Genomic DNA, 22,119 nt, shown 5'->3' with positions numbered 1-22,119 from the left:
CACCGACCCCCCTGGCACCGGGGCGTCAGAAATCCAGCAGATTGTCTCGGAACTGAGTGTGCGCATACTCTTCTCGCACCAACCCGCGCCGACGCAGCGCAGGTACCAGACCGTCGGTGACCTCGGTGTAGTACCGACGCCCCAACTTTCCGGTGATCAGAAAGCCGTCTCCGCCGACGGCATCGATGACCTCCTCCATCTGCTCGGCAACGGTATCGGGCGTTCCCACCAGCGGCACCGATGTGATCGACCACGTCGCGGCCAACTGGCGCAACGTCTTCGGAGTGCCGTCGTCGTTGAACTTGCTGCTGCCCGAACCCGCGAGGAAGTCCGCCAGCGTGGTTCGGTGACCGTTGGTGGACAGCTCCGGCGGCGGCGCATCCATGTCGAGGGTCGACAGGTCGTTGCCCGTCACTGCGGAGATGTGCGCGAGCGCCGCATGCACGCGGCCGTCGGTGGCTTCACGGGAGCGCGCATCGAGCTCACGCGCCTCCTGATCCGTGTCGCCGAGTACCGGAGCCACGATGTACAGGATCTTGATCGTGTTGGGATCACGTCCTGCGTCGGCGGCCTTGGATCGAACATCGTCGCGGAAGGCCTTCATCGCCTCGATGCCCTGGGCTTGGCAGATGATCGTGTCCGCATTGCGAGCGGCGAACATCCGTCCCCGCGGCGAGCCGCCTGCCTGGCAGATCACCGGCCTGCCCTGCGGCATCGGCAGCGTGTTCAGCGGACCGCGGGTGCGGTGATACTTTCCGACGTAGTTCGCATCGCGGACCTTGGTGTGGTCGGCGTAGGTGTTGGTCGACTGGTCCATCACCACCGCGTCGGGATCCCAGGAACCCCACAGCGCATCGACCGCCTCGACGAATTCCTCTGCGCGCTCGTACCGTTCGTCGTGCGGCGGCAGCGCGGCCATCCCGAAGTTCTGGGCCGCGCGGTCCTCACTGGAGGTCACCACGTTCCACCCGACCCGCCCGTGCGACATGTGGTCCAGAGTGGAGACCGTACGTGCCAGCAGGTACGGCGGATAGAAACTGGTGGACATTGTGGCCACGATCCCGAGCCGCGACGTGGCAGCGGCCAGCATCGGAACCAGTGCCACCGGATCGTGTTTCGGGGCGTACTGCGCCTTCGCCAGATCGAATTCCGTGGTGCCGCCGTAACTGTCGGACACCATCGCAGAGTCCTCCAGCATCAGATAGTCGAAGCCCGCACGTTCGAGCGCGCGGGCCATCTCGACGTGGAACCGTCCGTCGGCCCAGGTATCGGAATCCGAGCCGGTCCAGTGGGAGCTCCACACCGGTGGCCGAAAGCTGGTGAACCAGGCCAGGTGAATCCGTGGTGCGCTCATCGCGCACCTGCCAGATGCTCGCGGAGGTTGCTGCCCCGGTATCCGGTGCCGGCCACACCTCGACGCGAGAGCTCGGGCATCAGCCCGTCGCAGACATCGTCGACGTATCGGCGGTTCAGCACTCCACCGCCGCCCCCGAAGAACAGGAATCCGTCTCCACCCACGTCGTCCATGACACTCTCCATTTCGTCGGCCACGGTCTGCGGCGTCCCGACGAGCCGAAGCGACTCGGTGCGTTCGGTAGCCACGGTCTCGCGAATGGACCGGCCGTTCGCCCATTTCCGTAGGTTGTCGAGAATGCTGGTACTGCCCTCGGTGCGTAGGTCGTCCGGAATCGGCTTGTCCACGTCGAGCATCGAGAAGTCGATGTCCCCGGACAACATGATCAGCCGTCGCGCGATGGCCGCATCGGTCGCTTCGTAGTAGCGCTCGGCCTTGCGCCGAGCGTCGTCCTCGGTCTCCCCCAGAATTGGGGTCACCATGTACAAGACCTTGACCTCGTCCGGGTCGCGCCCGAACTCCGTTGCACGGCCCCGCACAGTCTTTCGGTACTCGCGCATCGCCTCACGCCCCTTGGGCGCAGCGACCACCAGATCCGCGACCCGCGCGGCGAGGTCGATGCCGGACTTCGACGCGCCGGCCTGGCACAGCACCGGCTTGCCTTGCGGACTCGGCAGTGTGTTCAGCGGTCCGCGGACCGAGAAGTGCTCGCCGGCGTGATCGATCGTCCGCACCTTGGTGTGGTCCACGTACGACTCGAGATTCGGCACGATCGGCGACGCTGCATCGGCGTCCCAGGACGCCCACAGCTTGTTCGCGACGTCGACGAACTCCTCGGCGATCTCGTAGCGCGCATCGTGGGTGGGCAATGTGTCCCGGCCGAAGTTCTGCGCTGCGCGATCTCCGGTGGAGGTGACGATGTTCCAGCCCATTCGGCCACGACTGAGGTGGTCGAGTGTGGACAGCAACCGGGTGAGCAGAAAGGGTGGGTAGAAACTGGTGGACGCGGTGACGACGATCCCGATTCTGTCGGTCTCGTACGCCAGGCGCGAGGCCAGCGCCATCGGATCGTGTTTGGGCGCACGCGGCGTCCACTTGAGTTCGGATTCGAAGGTGCCTCCGTAGATGTCGGTCAGCGCGGTGGAATCCTCCAACATCACGAAGTCGATTCCCGCTTGCTCGAACCTGCGCACGATGTCGACAGCGAAAGAGCCGTCGGCCCAGTCTGTTCCGCCGGTACCGGCGAAGGGGCCGGTCCAGTCCGGTACGAGGTAGTTGGTGAACCACCCGAGTGTGAACGGTTGTGACATCGATCCTCTTTTCCCATGGAGTGATTGCGAATGGTGGGCGCAGGCACCGCGGATTCCTCGTTGACGACCACTTTCGTTTCGGGCGTCGAGATTGCGGTGGTGCGCCACGGTCGCAGTGCCAGCAGCAGTGCCAGCGCGGCGACCGGGATGCTCGCAGTGAAGGCGAGCGAGTACGACACCTGTGCGGCAACGGCTCCGGCAACGAGCGGGCCGAGCATGGTGCCGACGTCGAAGGTGACCTGATAGACGGCGACGGGACTGCCACCCTTGCCCGCCAGAACGTCGCCGACCGTCGCTGCGCTGGCGACCATGGCGCACGTACCGCCCACTCCCCAGAGCACCATCGTCACGATCAGGACCGGCAGCGTCGGAAAGGCAGCGAGAGCGCAGATTCCGAGCAGGATCGCCGCCGACCCGAACGCCAGCATCGGTCGCCTGCCCCAGCTGTCGACCAGCTTGCCCGCAGGTTTGACGACCACGATCTGCACCACCGCCCCGACCACGAGAACGAGACCCGAAACGAACGGGCTGCCGCCGATCACGGTGGCGACGAACAGCGGAACCAGGGTGAAACGCACACCGTTTCCGACCCAGCCGTTGGCGAAATTCGACGCGATCGACGCCCGAAAGCCGCGGTGTCGCAGTGCGCTTCGCAGCGTCATGATCTCCGGACGCGTCGACAGATCGTGCACGACGCCGTTCGCGGCGTCCTTCTTGTCGCTCGACCGGAAGGCGAACCAGACGACGGCGACACCGACGATCAAGGTCACCGCGTGCGTCAGGAACGGTGCGCGGAGCGACAGTAATGCGACGGCTCCGCCGATCACCGGACCCAGGACTCCGCCGATCAGAAACCCCGATTGGAAGACCGACGCGGTTCTTCCTCCGGTGTCGGGGGTGCTGTAGCGGAACAGCAGTTGTTGCCCGGCCACGGTGAACATCGCTGTGCCGACGCCGCCCACGGCCCGCAGGATCAGCAACGACAGAAATGTCGGCGCGAACGCCGCGGCGAGCGAAGACACCGCAGCCAGCAACAGGCCTGCGGTGAGCACCGACCGTTCGTCGAATCTCACGAGCAACCGTGAGGCACCGAACGATGAGAGCACCCGGGTGAAGGCATAGATACTCACCACCGACGACGCCGCGAGATCGGAGACTCCGAAGTCCCGTGCGAACACCGGGATGACCGGAGCCACGACGCCGTACCCGAGTCCGATACACACGTTGACGAACGCCAACGCGTAGACCGGCCCGGGAACCACGGAGTCTCTGCGCAGCAACCGCATCAGAACGACATGAGATTCTCACGGAACATCTCGTGCTCGTATTCGGTACGCACCAGTCCGCGGCGCTGCAGCGCCGGGACGAGGCCTTCGGTGATCTCTCCGACGTACCGTCGACCGATACTGCCGGTGATGAGGAATCCGTCGCCCCCGACGAAGTCCATCGTCTCGCCCATCTGCTCGGCAACCGAGTCCGGAGTGCCGACGTAGTGCACGTTCTTCATCGACCAACCCAAAGCAGCCGAGCGCGGCGTGTTGCCGTACGAGAGGAAGTCACCGAGCGTGGTTCGGTGTCCGTTGGTGGACAGTTCGGGGAACTCCTCGTCGAGTTCGTATGTGGAGAGATCGATTTCGGTGAGCGCAGAGATGTGGCCGAGCGCGGACTCGATGCGTGAATCGACATCGGCTGCCATGCGATCCACCTTCGCGCGAGCGTCCGCCTCGGTATCCGCCAACACCGGTTGCGTGATGAACATGATCTTGCAGCTGTCCGGATCACGACCGGCCTTCTCCATCCGCATCCTGATGTCGTCGCGAAAGGCCTTCATCGCCGCTGGATCCTTGGCTGCGCTCAGGATGGTTTCGGCGTTGCGAGCGGCGAACTCGCGTCCGCGCGGAGACCCGCCCGCCTGGCAGATCACCGGCTCGCCCTGCGGAGATCGAGGAAGGTTCAGCGGCCCGCGAGACGCATGGTACTTGCCGCGGAAGTTCGTCACGTGCACCTTGGTGTGGTCGACGTACGTACCGCTCTCTCGATCGAGCACCATGGCGTCGTCCTCCCACGATGCCCACAGCTGCTTGACCAGATCTACAAATTCATCTGCGCGCTCGTACCTTTGGTCGTGCTCGGCCAGCTTGTCCATCCCGTAGTTCTGCGCGGCGCGATCCTCGCTCGACGTCACGACGTTCCAGCCCACGCGACCTCGACTCAGATGATCGAGCGTGGAGAACCGTCGAGCGAGCAACCACGGCGGATAGAACGACGTGGAGCAGGTAGCGATGATGCCGATGTGCTTCGTCGACGCGGTCAGCATCGGCACCAGGGTGACCGGATCGTGCTTGGGCGCATACAGGCCGTATTTGAGGTCGACCCTGGACATCTGCTCGTACGCATCGGAGACCATCGAGGAATCCTCGAGCATGATGTAGTCGAAGCAGGCCCGCTCGAGAGACCGCGCGAAATCCACGTGCAGTTCTCCGTTGGCCCAGGTGCGTCCTTCGTCGCCGGCCCACGTCGTGTTCCACGGCGGGTTGGAGAAGTTGGTGAACCATCCCAGATGAAATTTGGTCATGCCGTGCTCCTTGTTCTCGATACAGGTCCGGTACTTGTGTTCAGCCGAGTCAGTTCGGCGGGTTCGTGTGGGTGCACTCCACGCCACGCCGATGCCACACCGGCGAGCAGAGCGGCGACGGCCATCACCGCGACGGCCAGGACGAATCCCGATGTCAGCGCGCCGGATTCGATCTCCGTCGACATCCGAGCGTCACCGGAATACACCACCTCGCGCAGGGCAGGTGGGATCGCAGACACGGCCAGAACCAGCGCCAGCGCAGTGCTGAGAGTCACCGCTGTGTTGTCCAGAGACACGCGAAGACCGTTGGCCATGCCCGACCGGTCGGCGGGCACCCCCACGTTGATCGCCGACGCGTTGGCCGTCTTGAAGATGCCGCCGGAGAGGCCGAGCAGAAACAGGATCACCACGATCGGCACCGCGCGTGCCGGTCCCGCGATATGCAACGCGAGCACAGTGAGAGCGGCGGCAGTGCCGAGCGTGGATATCGTGGTCAGCGTCCGCGTCGAGACGCGGGTGGTGAGCGCTCCGGCGATCGGCGACATCACTGTCGTTCCGACCGCGAGGGCAGTGATCTGCAGGCCGGCGTGGATGGGGCTCGCCCCCTCGACACTCTGCAGGTAGAGCGACATCGTCACCGCGACAGCGCCTTCGGCCATGGTGACCAGAAAGGACGCGGTGTACGCGCTGCCCCTGAAGCGATCGACCAGCAACGCCGGGTCAACGATCGGGTCCGCTGCGCGCTTCTCCCACCACCAGAACACCGGCAGCACGACGATCACCGCCACGAGCGGCACCACCGATTGCCACGAGCCGAAACCCGCACTGCCACCGCGATTCACCCCGTAGACCAGTCCCCCGAGGATGACCATCGAGCCGGCGGCACCGGCAAGATCGAACGATGTGTTACGGGCCTTACGCGGGGTACGACGCAAGGTGATCGCGGCCCATACCGTCCCCACGATGCCCAGAGGTACCAGGACACCGAACACCCCTTGCCATCCGACGGTCTCGGTCAGAACACCCCCCAGCAACGGTCCGATGGAAACGGCGAGCGACATGATCGTGATGTTCCAGCCGATGCCGATCGAGAGCTTCTGGGGCTCGAACGCCTCGACGAGCAACGCCGTCGTGTTGGTGATCACCGCTGCTGCACCGATGCCCTGGACGATGCGTAGTGCGATGACGATGTTCGGGTCGCTCGCCAGCGCGATGACCGCGGCACTGACGGTCAGGCATGCCAGTCCGGCGAGGTAGACCGGGCGTCGGCCCACGATGTCTGCGAGCTTGCCGAGCACCAGGATGAACACTGCCGTGGTGAGCAGGTACGCGAGCATGAACCAATCCGTCTGTGCTGCAGACGCACCGAGTCCAGCACTCATGTCCGGTAGGGCGACGGGGAGCATCGACACCGACACGAACGTCAGGCTCATCCCGAGCCCGGTGACGGACAGCACGCGCCAGGGATAGGAGTCGGGCCGCACCTCCGTCACCGGATCGACCCTCGCAGTGACGATCAGAAGTCCATCAGGTTGTCGCGGAAGAGCCTGTGCGCGTAGCCGTCACGGATCAGTCCGCGCTTACGCAGCTCGGGCGCAAGCCCGTCGGTGATCTCGCTGATGTACCGGCGGTTCACGTTGGCCGAGATGAGGAACCCGTCGCCGCCGACCTCGGCGGCGATGTCGCCCATCTGCTCGGCCACCGAGTCGGCAGTACCGATCAGCTGGACGGACTTCCTGATGTCCGAGCTCGCCGCTTCACGCAGCGTCATTCCGGTGGCGTTGGCACCGATCAGCTCCATCGATGCTCTACCGGCGTTGGTCTCGACGGTCGGCATCGGGGCGTCGAGATCGAACTTCGAGAAGTCGATGCCACTGGCATACGACATCGAGGCGAGATTGATCTCGATGTTGTTGCGGAACCCGTCGAGAATCCGCTCGTTCTTGTCCTGCGCCTCGCGCTCGGTCTCACCGAGTACCGGGCTGACGATGAACATGATCTTGCACGAATCCGGGTCTCGGCCCTCGACGACCATGCGGGCACGAACGTCGTCACGATAGGACTTCATGGCCTCGACACTCTCGACCTGCGCGAGGATCGTCTCGGCATGTTTGGCGGCGAAGGCACGACCAGCAGGTGAGCCACCGGCCTGGCAGATCACCGGTCGGCCCTGCGGTGTCGGTGTGGTGTTCAGCGGTCCACGGGACGAGTGGTACTTGCCTGTGAAATCGATGTTGTGGACCTTCTCGAAGTCCGCGAACACTCCGGCCTCACGATCGAGCCGAACCGCATCCGGCTCCCACGACGACCACAGCTGCTTGACGAGATCGATCCACTCGTCGGCCATCTCGTACCGATGGTCGTGCTCGAACATGTCCTCGTAGCCGAAGTTCTGCGCTGTCCGAACGTTGTGCGAGGTCACCAGATTGACGCCTGCTCGGCCGTTGCTGAGGTGATCGAGCGTGGCCGACGTGCGCGCCGCCATGTAGGGCGGATGGAACGACGTCGTCATCGTCGCGATGAGTCCCAGATGCTCGGTGTGCTGACTGAGGATGGGCAGCAACGAGTTCGGATCCTGTTTGGGAACCGAACGGGCATTGGCCAACCACCACTGCGAGGAGCCACCGAACGAATCCGGGACGAACGAGCCGTCCTCGAACATGATGTAGTCGAAGCCGGCGCGCTCGAGCGCCTTCGTCATGTCGATGTAGAGCTCGGGGTGGTTCCATTCGGTCCCTCCCTCCCCCGACCACATCTGGTTCCACGACTGCACCTGCCAGCTCAGGAACCAACCAAGGTGGAACATGTCTTCTCCTCTTCTCCGGAACCGGGGCGATCAGAATGCGCGCAGATTGTCGCGAAAGTGGCTGTGCTCGTACGATGTTCGCGTCAGGCCTCGACGCTTGAGAGCAGGGACGAGTCCGTCGGTGATCTCGGCGACGTAACGTCGGTTCATCGGAGCTCCGGCGATGAGGAACCCGTCGCCGCCCACCTCCTGCATGACGCCGTCCATCATGTCTGCGACGTCGTCGGGCGTGCCGACGAAATCGAGGGTGTCGATGGCGCTGTGTCCGGTGAGTCGCTCACGCAGAGTCTGCGTTCCGTCTCCCCTGAATTCTGCGAAACTGCTTCGATGGCCGTTGCTTTCGAGGTCGACCGGCAGCGGCTCGTCCAGGTCGAACTGGCTCAGGTCGATCCCCGAGAGGTGCGAACGACCAGCGAGAAGTCCATCGATGTTGCTCGACGCGGCATCTGCGCGGCGCTTCTTCTTGGCCTTCGCCTCGGCTGTCGTCTCGCCGAGGATCGGGGAGATCAGGTACATCACCTTGACGTCGTCGGGGTTGCGGCCCGCTTCGGCGGCACCGAGGCGAATGTCCTCTCGGTACCGACGCATCTTGTCGGTGCCGTGCGGATTGGAGATGATGGCGTCCGCGTGTTTGGCCGCGAACTCCTTTCCCTTGTCGGAGCCTCCTGCCTGCAGGAAGACCGGTCGGCGTTGCGGGCTGGGGATGGTGTTCAGAGGTCCGCGAGACTTGAAGAACTTGCCCTCGAAGTCGATCCGATTGACTTTCTCGTGGTCGGCGTAGATGCCACCCGGCGAGGTGTCCGCGTGCACCGCTCCGTCTTCCCACGAGTCCCACAACTTGCACGCCACCTCGACGAACTCGTCGGCGATGTCGTAGCGCAGATCGTGCTCGGGCATGTCGAATCCGTAGTTCTGCGCTGCCCGAGTGTTACTGCCGGTGACGATGTTCCAACCGATGCGGCCCTCGGCGATGTGATCGAGTGTCGACATCAACCGCGCGACGGTGTACGGGTGATAGAACGTGGTCGTCAGAGTCGGCACGATGCCGAGATGCTTGGTGGTGTACGACAGAATTCCGGCGAGTACTGCCGGATCGTGTTTGGGCGCAGCGGATGCGGTCGCCAGGTAGTACTCCATCGATCCCTTGTAGGTATCGGAGACCTGGACCGAATCCTCCATGATGAGGAAGTCGAAGCAGGCGCGTTCGAGTGAGTGCGCGAGGTCGACGTACTGATCGGGCATCATCCAGTCGGTGGCACCGGTACCGGACCACGGTTGATTCCAGGACTGGACGCCGAAGCCGGCTCCGAGGAACCAGCCGAGGTGAAATTTGTTGGCAGTCATGATGTCTCTCCAGACGAGCGGACGGTGGGTATCTAGAACTCGAGCAGGTGGTCACGCAGGTGTTCGCCCGTGTACTCGGTGCGCATCAGCCCGCGTCGTTGCAGGGCCGGCACCAGTCCGTCGGCAATCTCACCGATGTACCGACGGTTGTGAGGCTGGCTCCAGATCAGGAACCCGTCTCCGCCGACCTCGGCCATGGCCTCGCCCATCTGTGCGGCAACAGCATCGGGGGTGCCGACCAGTTCCATCGACTCGGTTCGGTACGCCACGCAGGCTTCACGAAGCGTCCGGCCGTCGGCCCAGTTCCGGAAGTTCTCGAGAGTGGACTGATGGCCGTTGGTGTGTACGTCCTCGGGCATCGGCTTGTCCAGATCGAATGTGGAGAAGTCGATCTCCATGCTCGCCGACCAGCCGACGAGGACGCCGGCCGGGTTGGCCCGCACCGCCTGGGCTTTGCGTTCCTGCCGTTCGAGGGCCTCCTCGTGTGTCTCACCGAGAATCGGCGAGACGACGTACATCACCTTCGCCGAATCGGGATCGCGGCCGTGCAGCTCCATCCGTCGGCGGATGTCGGCTCGGTACTCCTTCATCGCGGGAACACCTTTGGGCAGAGCCATGATCATGTCCGCGTGTTTGGCCGCGAAGTCGCGCCCGGCAGGCGACCCGCCCGCCTGGGTGATGACCGGCCGGCCCTGCGGGGAGGGCAGGGTGTTCAGCGGACCGCGGGACGAGTAGTACTTACCCTGGAAGTCGATCGTATGGACCTTGGTGTGGTCGACGTACGTCGACGTCTCGCGATCCATCACCACGGCGTCGGCGTCCCACGAATCCCAGAGCTGTTCGACCAGATCGACGTATTCGTCTGCCCGGACATACCGTTCGTCGTGCGGTGGCAGCGCGTCCATGCCGAAGTTCTGTGCGGCACGATCCTCGCTGGAGGTCACCACGTTCCACGCGATGCGTCCGGAGGACAGGTGATCGAGAGACGAGATGGACCGAGCGAGAAGGTAGGGCGGATAGAACGACGTCGATGCCGTCAGCGCGACGCCCAGGCGGCTGGTAGCACGGGTGAGCAAGGGAGCCAACGCCATCGGATCTCCCTTCGGGGCCCATCCGCCGGTCTTCAGGGTCGCCTCCGAGCTTCCGCCGTAGGTGTCCGACACCATCGACGAATCTTCGAGGAGCAGGAAGTCGAAGCACGCGCGCTCGAGAGTCCTGGCGAAATCGACATAGAAGTCTCCGCTGAGCCAGTCCCCGCTGTCGGTGCCCTCGAAGGCCGCGTTCCAGGTCGTCGGTACGAAGCTGCCGAACCAACCGAGATGAAATCTGTTGTCTGTCATAGTGTCCTCGCTGGTATTTCGTCCGCGCTGTGTATGACGACTACACCGCCTCGATGTTTCGACGAGCCGCATTCTCGGTAGCCGTCCGATTTCGCCGCTGTTCGTCGGCATTTCCGCACGCAGTTCGGTCGGGGCGGCGGATATGACCACCGACCGAACTGCCTGCGGCAGAGCAACCTACGAGCCCAGAGTCAGATTGGAGTAGTCGATGCGGAAGTCGGTGCGCTGCACGAACCCGCCGATGCCTGCCTCCAGTGCCACCGACGGCCGTACCCTGGCGATGAAGATGTAGGGGGCCTGCTCGGTCATGCGCAGCTCGGCCTGATTCCAGAACACTCCGGCCTCGGGGCTCAATGCGTCACCGGCATCGAGGCCTCGATCCACCATCGCCAGGAACTCGGGGTCGTTCCACAGAGCGATGTTGGACCCGCCGCCCGGTTGCGTCAGCAGCTGCAGCGAATACGGCGGGGTCATGGTGACCGAGGCACCCATGGTCAGGCTTGCCTGGACCTTGCCGTCCAGGGTGTCGGCATTGAGCTGCGCGGCAGGCACTTCCGCGATCGTGACATCGATGCCTGCTTCGGCTGCATAGGACTGAATCTGAATCGCCGTGTCCTGAGCGGCCGGGAGTTGATTGTTGACGCTGAGGGTGAAGGCAAGGCCGTCCAGTCCCGCTTCGGCGAGCAGCGACTTCGCACGTTCGGGGTCGCTGTCGAACTGGGGAAGATCGCTGCCGTCCCAGTTCGGTGCCTTGTCGTCGAGCACGTGGTTGTACTTGTACGCCCGACCGAAGAACACGTCGGACAGGATCTGGTCGTACGGAATGGCGTAGGCCATCGCCTGGCGCACGCGCACATCGTCGAACGGCGCGCTCGTGGTGTTCATCGAGAGCAACAGGTACTGATTGGAAGTGGTCGTCGGAACCGTCACGGCGTCGTTGTTCGCCAAACTCGCCTGATCGGACGAACGCAACGCCAGGGCCACGTCTGCGTCGCCGCGCGTGACCATGTTGGCCCGAGTGGCGGGGTCGGCCACTACGCGTCGAATGATCCGCTTGATCTCCGGCTCACCCAACACGAAGTTCGGATTGGCCGTCATGACGATCTCCTGGCCCGGGGTTACCGACTCCAACATGTATGCGCCGTAACCGAAGTTGCCACGCATCATGTCCTCTGCGCCCCATGCAACCGCGTACGGATCCTCGGGTGTGGCGTTGTCGATCAGATAGTTGCTGTCGTAGATCGACCCGATGTTCTCGGCCAGATTGGCCAGCAGAGTCAGACCGTAGCCGGCCTTCTCGACGGTGAAGCTGACGGTGTAGTCGTCGATCTTCTGGATCTGCGTTGCCGGGTCGGTCAACATCGGCTTGTAGTAGCCGGCCATGCCTCCGCCCGGTGTGGCGAATTTTCGCTCGAAGGACCACAGGACGTCGTCGGCATCGAGTTCGTTGCCGTGGTCACTCATCACACCCTGTCGCAGCGAGAAGGTGTAGACGAGTTGATCGGGGCTCACCTCGTAGCCCTCGGCGAGAAACGGCTCGAACTCGTAGAAGTCCTGCACCAGCGCGTCGGAGCCTTCCTCCTCCACGTACGGCTTGCGAATCAGCTGCGCGTGCATGTTGTTGGTGACGTCCTGGTTGTCGGTGCCGGCGGTGTAGCCGTAGTCCCGCACCACGTTCGACGCCTGGTCAGGGGTCACCACGATGATCTCCCCCGAGCTCGACGCCGAGGTCTCGCCTCCGCCGTCCGAGCACGCAGTCAGCGCAAGGGCACCGACGAGCAACGGCACCGCCCATCTGAGTCCGACGGGCAATCGATGAGAAGCTTTCATGACAGGTTGTTCTCCTTGTTCGGTGCACGAGTGCAGGTGTCATCGCCGATCGAGCCCTGGGGCTTCGATCGTGGGAGACCATGGACGAGAGGGGTATTCGCGGACTGCACTGTCCGTATGAAAGATGGCCGATACGAAAGATGGCCGATATCAGTGCGAGCGGCGGGTGCCCTCGGTGAGCTTGCGGCCGACGACGGCAACCGATGCAACCGTCAGGCACAACGCGAAGGCAGGTGCGCCGGCCGACCAGAGCTTCCCGATAGCGGCATCGCCTGCGCCGCGCGTGATCATCGAGCCCCATTCGGGGGTGGGCGGCGGCAGGCCGACGCCGAGGAAGCCGAGCGCGGCGGTGAGAATGATCGTCATGCCGAACACCACCGACGCGTTCTGCAATGCAGGCACCGAGGAGTTGGGCAGCACGTGCCGGAACACCAACTGGGTCTCGGACAGTCCTGCTTGGCGGGCCGCGTCGAGATATGCGTCGCCGCGCACCCGCAGTACCTCGGTACGGACCAGGCGCGCCTGAATCGGCGCAAGGATGATCGACAGCGTGAAGATCATCGTGATCGAGGACGTTCCGAAGAACGAGACGACGACCAGCGCGACGATCACCGTGGGGACGGCCTCGAGCAAATCCAGAAAGCGTGCGGCCCCACGGGCCAGGAATCCGCCGAGACCACGGCCCGACTCGCTCATTCCGATGGTCAACCCGATCAGGATGCCGGCCACGGTTGCGGCGATCGTGACCGCGAGCGCGATGGTGACGTCGATGCGGGCCCCGGCGATGGTGCGCGAGAAGACATCGAGTCCGTTGGAGTCGGTTCCCAACCAGAACTCCGAGTCCGGAGACAGGGACGGCGAGCCGACCACCTTGGTGGGATCGAACGGGACGATCCACGGTCCGATCAGGGTGATCAGCAGAATGAGGGCGAGTGGAACGAACAGTGCCACAGTGCCGATCGACACGAACCTTCGCCGCCCGGGCGGGTTCGTGCGGACTTCGGAGCCGGCCTTCTTCGGTACCAGAGCAACCATCAGGAACCACCTCCGGCTCGGCCCGGCTTGCGCCGAGGGTCGAGCAACATGTTGACGAGATCGACACACAGGAACACGATCAGCGAGATCGCGGCGACGACGAGCAGAAATCCCTGCAGCGCAATCAGATCCGTCGCTGCAACGGCCTCGACGGCGTACCGCCCCATGCCGCCGAGCCCGAACAGGGTCTCGAGAATGACAGCTCCTCCGAGCAGGGACCCGAACACCATGCCGAACAGGGCGACGGTCGGCGGCAAGGCCCGACGGTATGCACTCGCGTAGATGTACTTGCGCGCCGAACCGGTCGCGATCTTGAACATCGTCGGTTGCGCGGTGAGGCTCGAATCGAGAGCTGTCAGCAGCTGTTTGAGCAAAATCGGGGTGACCGAGAGCACGAGGACCGCGATGGGGAGGAACAGGTGCGAGACCATCGAGGACACCACGACCGTGTCGCCCCGCAGAATGGCGTCGAGCAGCGGAAGGGAGGTGATCGGTTCGGGCTCGGTCAGTCCTGCCCTGACTCGCCCCGACGGGGCCGGGACCACCTGCAGGGTGGCGTAGAACAGGAAGATGCCGACGACGCCTACGACGAATTCCGGCACGGCACCGGCTGCTTGGGCGTACCCGCGCACCATCCGTGCAGCCATGGACTTGGGCCGGGCCACGACGACCGCCGAGAGCGCCAGCGTGATCGCCAAGAGAAAAGCGAAGGCGATGCCCGCCAATTCGAGGGTTCCGGGCAGGCGGTCTGCGATGTCCGCAGTGACCGGTCTGCCGGTCATGATCGCGTTGCCGAGATCGAAGTGCAGCAGATTGCCCAGGTAGGTCAACAACTGCAACCACAGGCTTCCGTCGAGGCCCAGTTCGGCCTTGGTGGCCAGGTAGTCCGCTTCCGTGGCCTCGGGACCGACCACCTCACGTGCGGGGTCACCGGGGATCGCGCGAACCAGGAAGAACGCCGCGACCGCGAACACGAGCAGATGCAGGGGAAGCACAGCGATTCGGCCGAGCCACCACCGTTGACGTCCGAGAAACCCCGTCATCGCGTTGCCGCCACGGCGAGTCGCTCGATGTCCTCGGCACCGCGGTAGGCCTCGAGAAGCTCCGCCGTGTACGGGTCCTGGGGACGTTCGACCACGTCGTCGGTGGTCCCCTTTTCGACGATCACTCCGTTTCTCATGACCACCATGTCTCGGGCGATGAACGCCGTCGCGGGCAATCCGTGCGAGACGAACACCAATCCACAGTCCGCGTCGATGCAGTACTGCCGCAGCATGTTCAGGATCGCGCCCTGGACCGATACGTCCAGTGCCGACACCACCTCGTCACACAGCAGAATTCGCGGTCGGACCACCAGCGCCCTCGCTATCGAGAACCGTTGACGCTGACCGCCCGATACTTCGGTGGGAAATCGATCGGCCATGGCCGGATCCAGTTCGAGTGATTCCAGTGTCGAGTTCACCTGTGCGTCGGCGGCTTTCGAGTTAAGCCCGAGCAGACGCATCGCAGGCAGCCGGACAGCGTCACGCAACGTTCTGCGTGGGTCGAACGAGGACGTCGTGTCCTGTGCGACGTACTGGACCTTCGCTCTGAACTCGCGCCTACCGGCTCGGGTCGAGAGCACCCCGGACAACTCGGCACCGTTGTAAGACACCGATCCCGCCGACGGCGAGAGCAATCCGCACATCATGCGAACCAATGTCGATTTACCGGAGCCGGACTCGCCGACGATTCCGATGGCCGAGCTCGACGTCACCTTCATGCTGATGTCGTCCACGGCCGGCGACCCGGACCCACGACGGTCGAAGCTCTTGCACACGTGTTCGGCGTCGATCTCGGCATACGCTGCGCGCAGGTTGCCACTCATCACGATCCTCCAAGCCGATTGTCTTCAGCAGAGCTATTGCTCGATTCGCACAGCATTCTCGGCACGCGTTACTGGAAGGGACGTTCGGCGTAACTGAAGTATTACGCCGTTCGAATCCCCTGGTCAGAGCGACTCGAAATTAATTAACGCCGGAGTGACGTAGGTCTCGTCCAGCCATTGCGTCGCTGCTCGGCGGCGTTATCGGAACCGACAAACCGCCCGAGCAGGCGATGTTTGCGGCGTAATAACTCATTTACGCCTGCGCCACGTTCGGTAATGCGATTGCAGGAGGCTTCGTTCATCGGCAACCGTCGCGTTGCCCACCATCACGAGAGGGATTGGCATGAACAACCACGCTCCCGCCGACAGCGTCGAGTCGACGCAGTCACCCACCGATCGGCTCGACGCAGGCGTCGCCGCATGATGCATCTCGGTTGGTTCTTCACGACGGGCTTCGGTGTCTACGGCTGGAACCAACCGTGGTCGGGCAACGTGGCGTCCGACATCGGCCGACCCGATCTCTTCGTCGATGCCGCACGAAGCCTCGAACGTGCAGGCTTCGACTACATCATGCTCGAGGATTCGTCGGTGCTGTCCAATGTCTACCGCGGAACGTTCGAGAGTTCGGTACGCCGCGGCACCACAGTGCGTTTCGATCCGATGCCCCTCGTACCACTGATGGCGGACGCAACCGAGCGCATCGGCATCATCGCCACCGTCGCCACGACGTTCTATCCGCCGTTCCTGGCCGCCCGGCTGATGTCGACTCTCGACCATCTGACCGAGGGCCGGGTCGGGATCAATCTCGTCACCGCGAGCGCAGACGGGGCCGCACAGAATTACGGACTGGCCAAGCAGATCGAACACGATCTCCGCTACGAGATGGCCGACGAATGGGTGGACGTCGTCACGCAGCTGTGGGATTCGTGGGACGAGGACGCCATGGTGCTGGACCCGGAATCCGGAGTGTTCGCCGATCACGAGAAAATTCACACGATCGATTTCGAGGGCAAGTACTACGCCTCGCGAGGTCCGCTCAACGTCCCGCGCGGCCCCCAGGGTCGTCCGGTCATCTGCCAAGCCGGAGGCTCTCCCGCCGGCCGCGCATTCGGTGCCAAACACGCGGACACCATCATCGCCAACGTCCGCGGACTCGACGCCATGAAGGAATACCGCGAGGACATCAGCCGACGGCTCATCGAGTACGGCCGCAAGCCGGACGACGTCAAAGTGCTGTTCCTGGTCAGCCCCATCATGGCCGACACCGACGAGGAAGCTCGGGTCAAGCGCGATCGGATGCGCGAAGTCCAGAGAAACAACATCGACGGCATCCTGTCTGCGATGTCGTACTTCAGCAGCACCGATTTCTCGCAGTTCGACATCGACGCACCGGTACCCGATCTGACCCAGTACAACGGGCATCAGAGCACCTTGGCGGATATGGCTAAAACCGGCAAGACCCTGCGCGAGATCGTGGCGAACTACCCGACCACGGAATCGATGGAACTCGTCGGAACCACCGAGACCGTAGCCGAGAAGATGGAGGAGGCAATGGAATTCATCGGCGGCGACGGCTTCCTCATCGCATCTCCTGTCACGCGCAAAGCCATTGCCGAAATCTCCGACGGTCTCGCTCCTGCGCTACGCCGTCGCGGAGCAATCCGTGACGGATACTCCCGAATCACGTTCCGGGAGAACCTCGCTGCCTTCTGATGCAGGTGGCGTTGTGCCCGATGGGTTTCGGCGTTTCCCCAGCTCGATCGACTACCTGACCGAGCACGACACGGCGCAATCGACATGCAACCGGGAAGTCTCGCGGGTGCTACGCACGTGCTGTTTGCTGATGTCATCGCCCCGAACGAAAGGTTCACGTATGAAAATCACCGTAGTGGCGGGCAATCCGAAACCCGAGTCACGAACACTCGACGCCGCCCGAGTTCTCGCCACCGCATTGACGGGTGAGCCCGGCGGAACCGTCGACGTGATCACCCTCGGGCCCGGACTCCTCGGGTGGGGTGACGCCGCAGTGCAGGGTGCAGTCGACACCGTATCGACCTCCGACCTCGTCGTCTTCGCAAGCCCGACGTTCAAGGCCACGTACACCGGAGTGCTGAAGTTGTTCCTCGATCAGTTCGCAGGCGACACCGGACTGAAGAACGTCGTTGCCGTGCCGCTGATGTTGGGTGCCGGTCCCGCCCACGCCATGGCACCCGATCTGTTTCTCAAACACGTTCTCGTCGAACTCGGAGCGGTCACCCCGGCCCCTGGCCTCTATCTCATCGATTCGACGTACACCACCGATTCCCGAATCACCGACTACGTAACTCGCTGGGGCGAGACCATACTCGCCGCGGCCCGAACCCGAACGGATGCATCATGACCCTGAGCACCACAAGCTTCGACCAGTCCGTGCTACGAAACGCGTTCGGGCAGTTCCCCAGTGGCGTCGTCGCCGTCTGCGCCGAGATCGACGGAGTGCAGGTCGGCATGGCCGCGAGCAGCTTCGTCGCGGTGTCGATCGACCCACCTCTCGTTGCCTTCTGTGTTCAGGACACCTCGACCACGTGGCCCAAGTTCGCGGCAGCACCGCGAATCGGGATCAGCGTGCTCGGTGAACTTCACGACGTCGCGGCTCGCACTCTCGCGGCGAAGACGGGTAACCGCTTCGAGGGGCTGACCACCATGACGACCGAGGACGGTGCCCTGTTCATCGACGGTGCGAGCATGTGGTTGGACGCCACAGTGACCGAGCAGGTCACGGCCGGTGACCACGACATCGTCCTGATGCGCATCAACGAACTGGAAATCAAGGACGGTGTCGCACCGATTGTGTTCCACAGCAGTAAGTTTCGCCGACTGGCGGTAGATCTCTGATGAGTGCCGTCGAACATGCCCTCGATGCACTTCGAGCCGGAAAGCCGGTGTTCGTCACCGATTCGGCCGATCGGGAGAACGAGGGTGACGTGATCCTGGCGGCGGACCGCGTCAGTCCCGCGTGGACGGCCTGGACCGTCCGCAACACCTCGGGGTTGCTGTGCGCTCCGATGAGCGACGCACGGGCAGACGCCCTGGAGCTACCTCCGATGGTGTCGAACAATCAGGACCCGAAGAAGACGGCCTACACCGTGACCGTCGACGCAGCCGTAGGGGTCACCACCGGCATCAGCGCGGCCGACCGTGCCAGGACCTTGCAGGTGCTGGCGGATCCCGGCGCAGTGGCGTCGGACATCATCCGGCCAGGGCACGTCCTTCCCCTTCGTGCTCGCCCCGGCGGGGTTCTGGAACGACCGGGACACACCGAGGCTGCCGTCGACCTGTGTGCTCTCGCCGGGTTGCCCGCCGTGGGTGTGATCGCCGAGTTGGTGGCCGACGACGGGTCGATGATGCGGTTTCCCGAGATCGAGAGCCTCGGAACCCGCATGAACCTTCCGGTGCTCACCATCGACGAGCTCATCGCCTACCGCCAACTTCGGGATCCGGCACCGGTTGCCGGCCCGGCTCGCGTCGGGCGGGTGGTGGAGACGACCCTCACGACGCCGCACGGCACATTCGCAATGTTCGGCTACACCGACCACGAGACCGGGGCCGAGCACGTGGCGCTGGTCTCCGGGGACGTCACCGACAACGCCTTGGTCCGAGTACATTCGGAGTGCCTCACCGGTGAATCGTTCCTCTCGCAACGGTGCGAGTGTGGTCCGCAACTGGAAACTGCCCTCGAACGAATCGCCGCAGAGGGTGGCGTGCTGGTGTACCTCCGCGGTCACGAAGGTCGCGGCATCGGCCTGCTGAAAAAGCTTGCTGCGTACCGACTTCAGGACGAGGGATTCGACACCGTGCAAGCCAATCTCGAACTCGACGAGCCGGCGGATGGACGCGAATACGGCGGCGCTGCAGCCATTCTGAAGGATCTCGGGCTGAGCACCGTCCGCCTGCTGACCAACAACCCGGACAAGATTCGTGGCCTCGAAGCACACGGGGTCGACGTGAGTGCACGACTGCCGATCATCGTCGGTGCCGCGCGGGCCAACATCCGATATCTGGAAACCAAACGCTCCCAGATGGGGCATCTACTGCCTGCCGGCGTCGCTCAGGGTTGGTGAGCTGACCGAAGCACCGGGGAGTCTTCTCTCTCGCTAGGCTGCTCGGCATGAGCACCATCGCGCCCATCCATACCGAGCGCCTGACGCTGCGCCTGTACCAACCAGACGATGCGGACAGGATTCTCGCGTACTACAGCGACCCGGAGGTCTGCCGCTACCTGCTGCACGAAGCCTGGTCACACGCCGATGCCGTTGCCGCGGTGGGTAAACGGATGAAGCGAACCGGATTGCATACCCAGGCGCTGTCGATGGTCGTCGAACACGAGGGCACGGTGGTGGGCAACGTCGAGGCTTGGTTGATCGACGGATCGCCGGCCCTCGTCGAACTCGGCTGGACGTTCTCCCCCGACGTTGCGGGCCGCGGGTACGCCACCGAGGCGGTCAACGCGCTGATCGAGCACGTGTTCTCACTGCCCCAGATTCACCGGATCAGCGCACAGCTGGATGGTCGGAACGACGCGTCGGCCCGGTTGGCGGCGCGGGTCGGGATGCGTCAGGAAGCGCACTTCCGCCAGAACTGGTGGTGCAAGGGCGAATGGACCGACACCCTCGTCTACGCGATGTTGCGCGAGGATCGCTGACTGCCATCATGCGACGTTCACCTCTGCGTTGGTTCCGCGACACCGACCGGTGACCGTGGTGCGACAGTCTCGGGAAACTTCACTCGAACTCATGGGAGTTTTCACCGATGGCCCTGCGTCGTAGCGCTGCCCTGCTGGGCACACTTGCACTGATCTCTGTCTTGTCCGCGTCGATGGGCGGCGTTGCCACGGCCGCGCCGGCACGGACGGTGTCGCCGTTGTGTCAGGTCGCAGACCTGCTCCCCACCGGATCGTCCGCGGGCCTGGGCTACCAATGTGCCGAAGCGGGTGAACTTCTCGATCTCCCGATCGGCGAGGTGCGGGCAACGCAACCGTCGCTCGGGTACGACGAGGTGTACTACAAGCTCGGCCGATACACGCTCGGCAAGGACGAGATCAACAAGAAGTTCGACGACTGGTGCGAGGCCAACGGCCAGGAAGAGGCCGCGTCGGCATTGCCCGATGCGCGACTCGACAATCCGTCCTCGTTCACCTGCACCGTCCCCGTCGGTCAGGAAACGCCCGACACCATCGCGCCGATGAAGACAATCGTCATCGGGCCGGGTGGCGTGCCCTACCTGACCGACGGACACCACACGCTGACCTCGTTCTACGAAATGGCCGACGGTGGACCGAATCTGCATCTCCGACTGCGGGTGGTCGCGAACCTCAGTGATCTGAGCCCCGCTGACTTCTGGGCGCGGATGAAAGCCGAGAAGTGGGTGTGGAACTACGACGTCGACGGCAACGAAGTTCCGGTCGAGCAGCTGCCGTCGGGAGTGGGGCTCGCCAAGTTCCAGAACGACAAGTACCGCAGCCTGACGTACTTCGCGCGCGACATCGGCTTCACCCCCGGAACCATCCCGTTCCAGGAGTTCTATTGGGGTGCATGGGTTCGCGACTCCGGCGCAGTCGACATCAGCGGCTGGGACAGCAACAACCTGGCGAGCTACCTGAGCACCGTCGAGTCTGTCTCGCGCGCCCAGGTCGCGGCACCGAAAGACGCGGTGATCGACAGTGGCCGCACTGCAGCAGAACTCGGTGCGCTGGACGCCTGGAACGACGGGAAGGCAGCCACCAAAGGTGAATTCGGAAAGCTGTCGGCCCCGTACTCGGACGACAAGCCCGGCAAGCTGGCCTACGCCCTGCAGTACAAAATGGGGCTGCCCAGGTAGTTCCGTTCATCTGTTACAGCCGGGCCCGGCGGGACCGCAACCGCATAGCTACGAATCCGACAGTGGCGACTGCAATCGACACGATGACGATCTTCTGCAGGATTTCGGCGTAGGCGTCGACCAGGTGCCAGTTCTCGCCGAGTTGATATCCCGCAGTGACGAAAATGGTGTTCCAGATCAAGCTGCCGAGTGTGGTGAGTACGAGGAACTTCGCCATCCCCATTCGCTCGATTCCGGCGGGCAGGGAGATGAAGCTGCGAAACAGCGGGACCATCCGCCCGAGGAACACTGCCTTCGAACCGTGCTTGGCGAACCAAGCCTCCGTTCGGTCGAAGTCGGTGGCCTTGATCAACGGGATCCGCACCACCAATGCCCGTGTGCGCTCGCGCCCGATGAGCGCACCCACCGCGTAGACGATGATCGCGCCCAGGACCGAGCCGAGCGTCGTCCAGAAGAGAGCAGCACCGAAGGAGAACACGCCCTGACTGGCCGAGAAACCGGCAAGGGGCAGAACGAGTTCGCTCGGTATCGGCGGAAACAGATTGTCGGCACCGACGACGACGGCGGCGCCGGGCCCGCCGAGTGCGTCCATGACGCCGACCGCCCATCCGGCCAGCCCGTCGAGTTGCTCGGTTTCGGCAGCTGCAGCAATCAGTAAGTTGGACATTGCAATTCCCCTGTTCGTCGGTGTCGTGTGTCAGGAAGGACGCTGAATACGCTATGAACTTCCCGACTGCGGGACATCGAGGAATACCGTCGAACATTCGTCCGGGCTCCCCGCCGAGATCTTGCGGTTTACCGC

The 22,119-nt window shown here is 63.8% G+C and carries 19 protein-coding genes; 6 read left to right on the top strand and 13 right to left on the bottom strand.

The annotated features are described in order from the left end of the window. Positions 1 to 25 precede the first annotated feature (25 nt). The 12 genes from AB0366_RS23730 to AB0366_RS23675 all read right to left on the bottom strand — a co-directional run bounded on the left by AB0366_RS23730 (position 26) and on the right by AB0366_RS23675 (position 15,461). Entirely contained in the window at positions 26 to 1,354 is a 1,329-nt protein-coding gene (locus tag AB0366_RS23730; RefSeq protein ID WP_366246148.1) for an NtaA/DmoA family FMN-dependent monooxygenase, read from the bottom strand. Then, positions 1,351 to 2,547, bottom strand: a complete 1,197-nt coding sequence (locus tag AB0366_RS23725) for an NtaA/DmoA family FMN-dependent monooxygenase (RefSeq protein ID WP_366246147.1) — start codon at positions 2,545 to 2,547, stop codon at positions 1,351 to 1,353. The genes AB0366_RS23730 and AB0366_RS23725 overlap by 4 nt, the downstream gene beginning before the upstream one ends. Then, positions 2,511 to 3,950: an MFS transporter gene (locus tag AB0366_RS23720; protein WP_366246146.1), complete on the bottom strand. Its 1,440-nt coding sequence runs from the start codon at positions 3,948 to 3,950 to the stop codon at positions 2,511 to 2,513. The genes AB0366_RS23725 and AB0366_RS23720 overlap by 37 nt, the downstream gene beginning before the upstream one ends. Further along, positions 3,950 to 5,239, bottom strand: a complete 1,290-nt coding sequence (locus tag AB0366_RS23715) for an NtaA/DmoA family FMN-dependent monooxygenase (RefSeq protein WP_366246145.1) — start codon at positions 5,237 to 5,239, stop codon at positions 3,950 to 3,952. Before AB0366_RS23715 ends, AB0366_RS23720 begins: the two co-directional genes overlap by 1 nt. After that, positions 5,236 to 6,732, bottom strand: a complete 1,497-nt coding sequence (locus AB0366_RS23710; RefSeq protein WP_366246143.1) for an MFS transporter — start codon at positions 6,730 to 6,732, stop codon at positions 5,236 to 5,238. The genes AB0366_RS23715 and AB0366_RS23710 overlap by 4 nt, the downstream gene beginning before the upstream one ends. Before the next feature lie 23 nt (positions 6,733 to 6,755). Next, a complete protein-coding gene (locus tag AB0366_RS23705; RefSeq protein ID WP_366246142.1) occupies positions 6,756 to 8,045 on the bottom strand; it encodes an NtaA/DmoA family FMN-dependent monooxygenase in 1,290 nt (429 codons plus the stop codon). Between the two features lie 30 nt (positions 8,046 to 8,075). After that, complete coding sequence (locus AB0366_RS23700) at positions 8,076 to 9,389, bottom strand: NtaA/DmoA family FMN-dependent monooxygenase (protein WP_366246140.1); 1,314 nt, start codon at positions 9,387 to 9,389, stop codon at positions 8,076 to 8,078. A 32-nt stretch (positions 9,390 to 9,421) separates the two neighbouring features. Next, positions 9,422 to 10,729, bottom strand: a complete 1,308-nt coding sequence (locus tag AB0366_RS23695; RefSeq protein ID WP_366246138.1) for an NtaA/DmoA family FMN-dependent monooxygenase — start codon at positions 10,727 to 10,729, stop codon at positions 9,422 to 9,424. Positions 10,730 to 10,906: 177 nt separating this feature from the next. After that, positions 10,907 to 12,559, bottom strand: coding sequence for an ABC transporter substrate-binding protein (locus tag AB0366_RS23690; RefSeq protein WP_366246137.1), 1,653 nt, complete (start codon positions 12,557 to 12,559; stop codon positions 10,907 to 10,909). Positions 12,560 to 12,709: 150 nt separating this feature from the next. Then, the gene (locus AB0366_RS23685) at positions 12,710 to 13,594 is read right to left on the bottom strand and encodes an ABC transporter permease (RefSeq protein ID WP_366246135.1); all 885 of its coding nucleotides are present in this window, start codon (positions 13,592 to 13,594) and stop codon (positions 12,710 to 12,712) included. Continuing rightward, positions 13,594 to 14,637, bottom strand: a complete 1,044-nt coding sequence (locus AB0366_RS23680; protein ID WP_366246134.1) for an ABC transporter permease — start codon at positions 14,635 to 14,637, stop codon at positions 13,594 to 13,596. Before AB0366_RS23680 ends, AB0366_RS23685 begins: the two co-directional genes overlap by 1 nt. Further along, a complete protein-coding gene (locus AB0366_RS23675) occupies positions 14,634 to 15,461 on the bottom strand; it encodes an ATP-binding cassette domain-containing protein (RefSeq protein WP_366246132.1) in 828 nt (275 codons plus the stop codon). Before AB0366_RS23675 ends, AB0366_RS23680 begins: the two co-directional genes overlap by 4 nt. 420 nt (positions 15,462 to 15,881) lie before the next feature. Between AB0366_RS23675 and AB0366_RS23670 the strand changes: the two genes are divergently transcribed. The 6 genes from AB0366_RS23670 (at position 15,882) to AB0366_RS23645 (ending at position 21,317) form a co-directional block, all read left to right on the top strand. Then, complete coding sequence (locus AB0366_RS23670; RefSeq protein WP_366246131.1) at positions 15,882 to 17,174, top strand: NtaA/DmoA family FMN-dependent monooxygenase; 1,293 nt, start codon at positions 15,882 to 15,884, stop codon at positions 17,172 to 17,174. Between the two features lie 160 nt (positions 17,175 to 17,334). Continuing rightward, positions 17,335 to 17,841, top strand: coding sequence for an NAD(P)H-dependent oxidoreductase (locus AB0366_RS23665; RefSeq protein ID WP_366246130.1), 507 nt, complete (start codon positions 17,335 to 17,337; stop codon positions 17,839 to 17,841). After that, positions 17,838 to 18,335, top strand: a complete 498-nt coding sequence (locus AB0366_RS23660; RefSeq protein WP_366246128.1) for a flavin reductase family protein — start codon at positions 17,838 to 17,840, stop codon at positions 18,333 to 18,335. Before AB0366_RS23665 ends, AB0366_RS23660 begins: the two co-directional genes overlap by 4 nt. Further along, positions 18,335 to 19,561 carry a GTP cyclohydrolase II gene (ribA, locus tag AB0366_RS23655; protein ID WP_366246127.1) on the top strand — a complete coding sequence of 409 codons (1,227 nt, stop codon included), beginning with the start codon at positions 18,335 to 18,337 and terminating at the stop codon, positions 19,559 to 19,561. The genes AB0366_RS23660 and ribA overlap by 1 nt, the downstream gene beginning before the upstream one ends. A 47-nt stretch (positions 19,562 to 19,608) precedes the next feature. Further along, positions 19,609 to 20,142: a GNAT family N-acetyltransferase gene (locus AB0366_RS23650; protein ID WP_366246126.1), complete on the top strand. Its 534-nt coding sequence runs from the start codon at positions 19,609 to 19,611 to the stop codon at positions 20,140 to 20,142. Between the two features lie 107 nt (positions 20,143 to 20,249). Further along, positions 20,250 to 21,317, top strand: coding sequence for a ParB/Srx family N-terminal domain-containing protein (locus AB0366_RS23645; protein ID WP_366246125.1), 1,068 nt, complete (start codon positions 20,250 to 20,252; stop codon positions 21,315 to 21,317). Positions 21,318 to 21,330: 13 nt separating this feature from the next. Here the strand turns inward: AB0366_RS23645 and AB0366_RS23640 are convergent, their stop codons facing one another. After that, entirely contained in the window at positions 21,331 to 21,984 is a 654-nt protein-coding gene (locus AB0366_RS23640; protein ID WP_366246124.1) for a VTT domain-containing protein, read from the bottom strand. Between the last annotated feature and the right edge of the window lie 135 nt (positions 21,985 to 22,119).

This window comes from Rhodococcus sp. NPDC076796, from assembly GCF_040702765.1.
Taxonomy (GTDB): domain Bacteria; phylum Actinomycetota; class Actinomycetes; order Mycobacteriales; family Mycobacteriaceae; genus Rhodococcoides.
The sequence above is the reverse complement of the archived record's forward strand: the minus strand, read 5'-3'. Positions and strand labels throughout refer to the sequence as shown.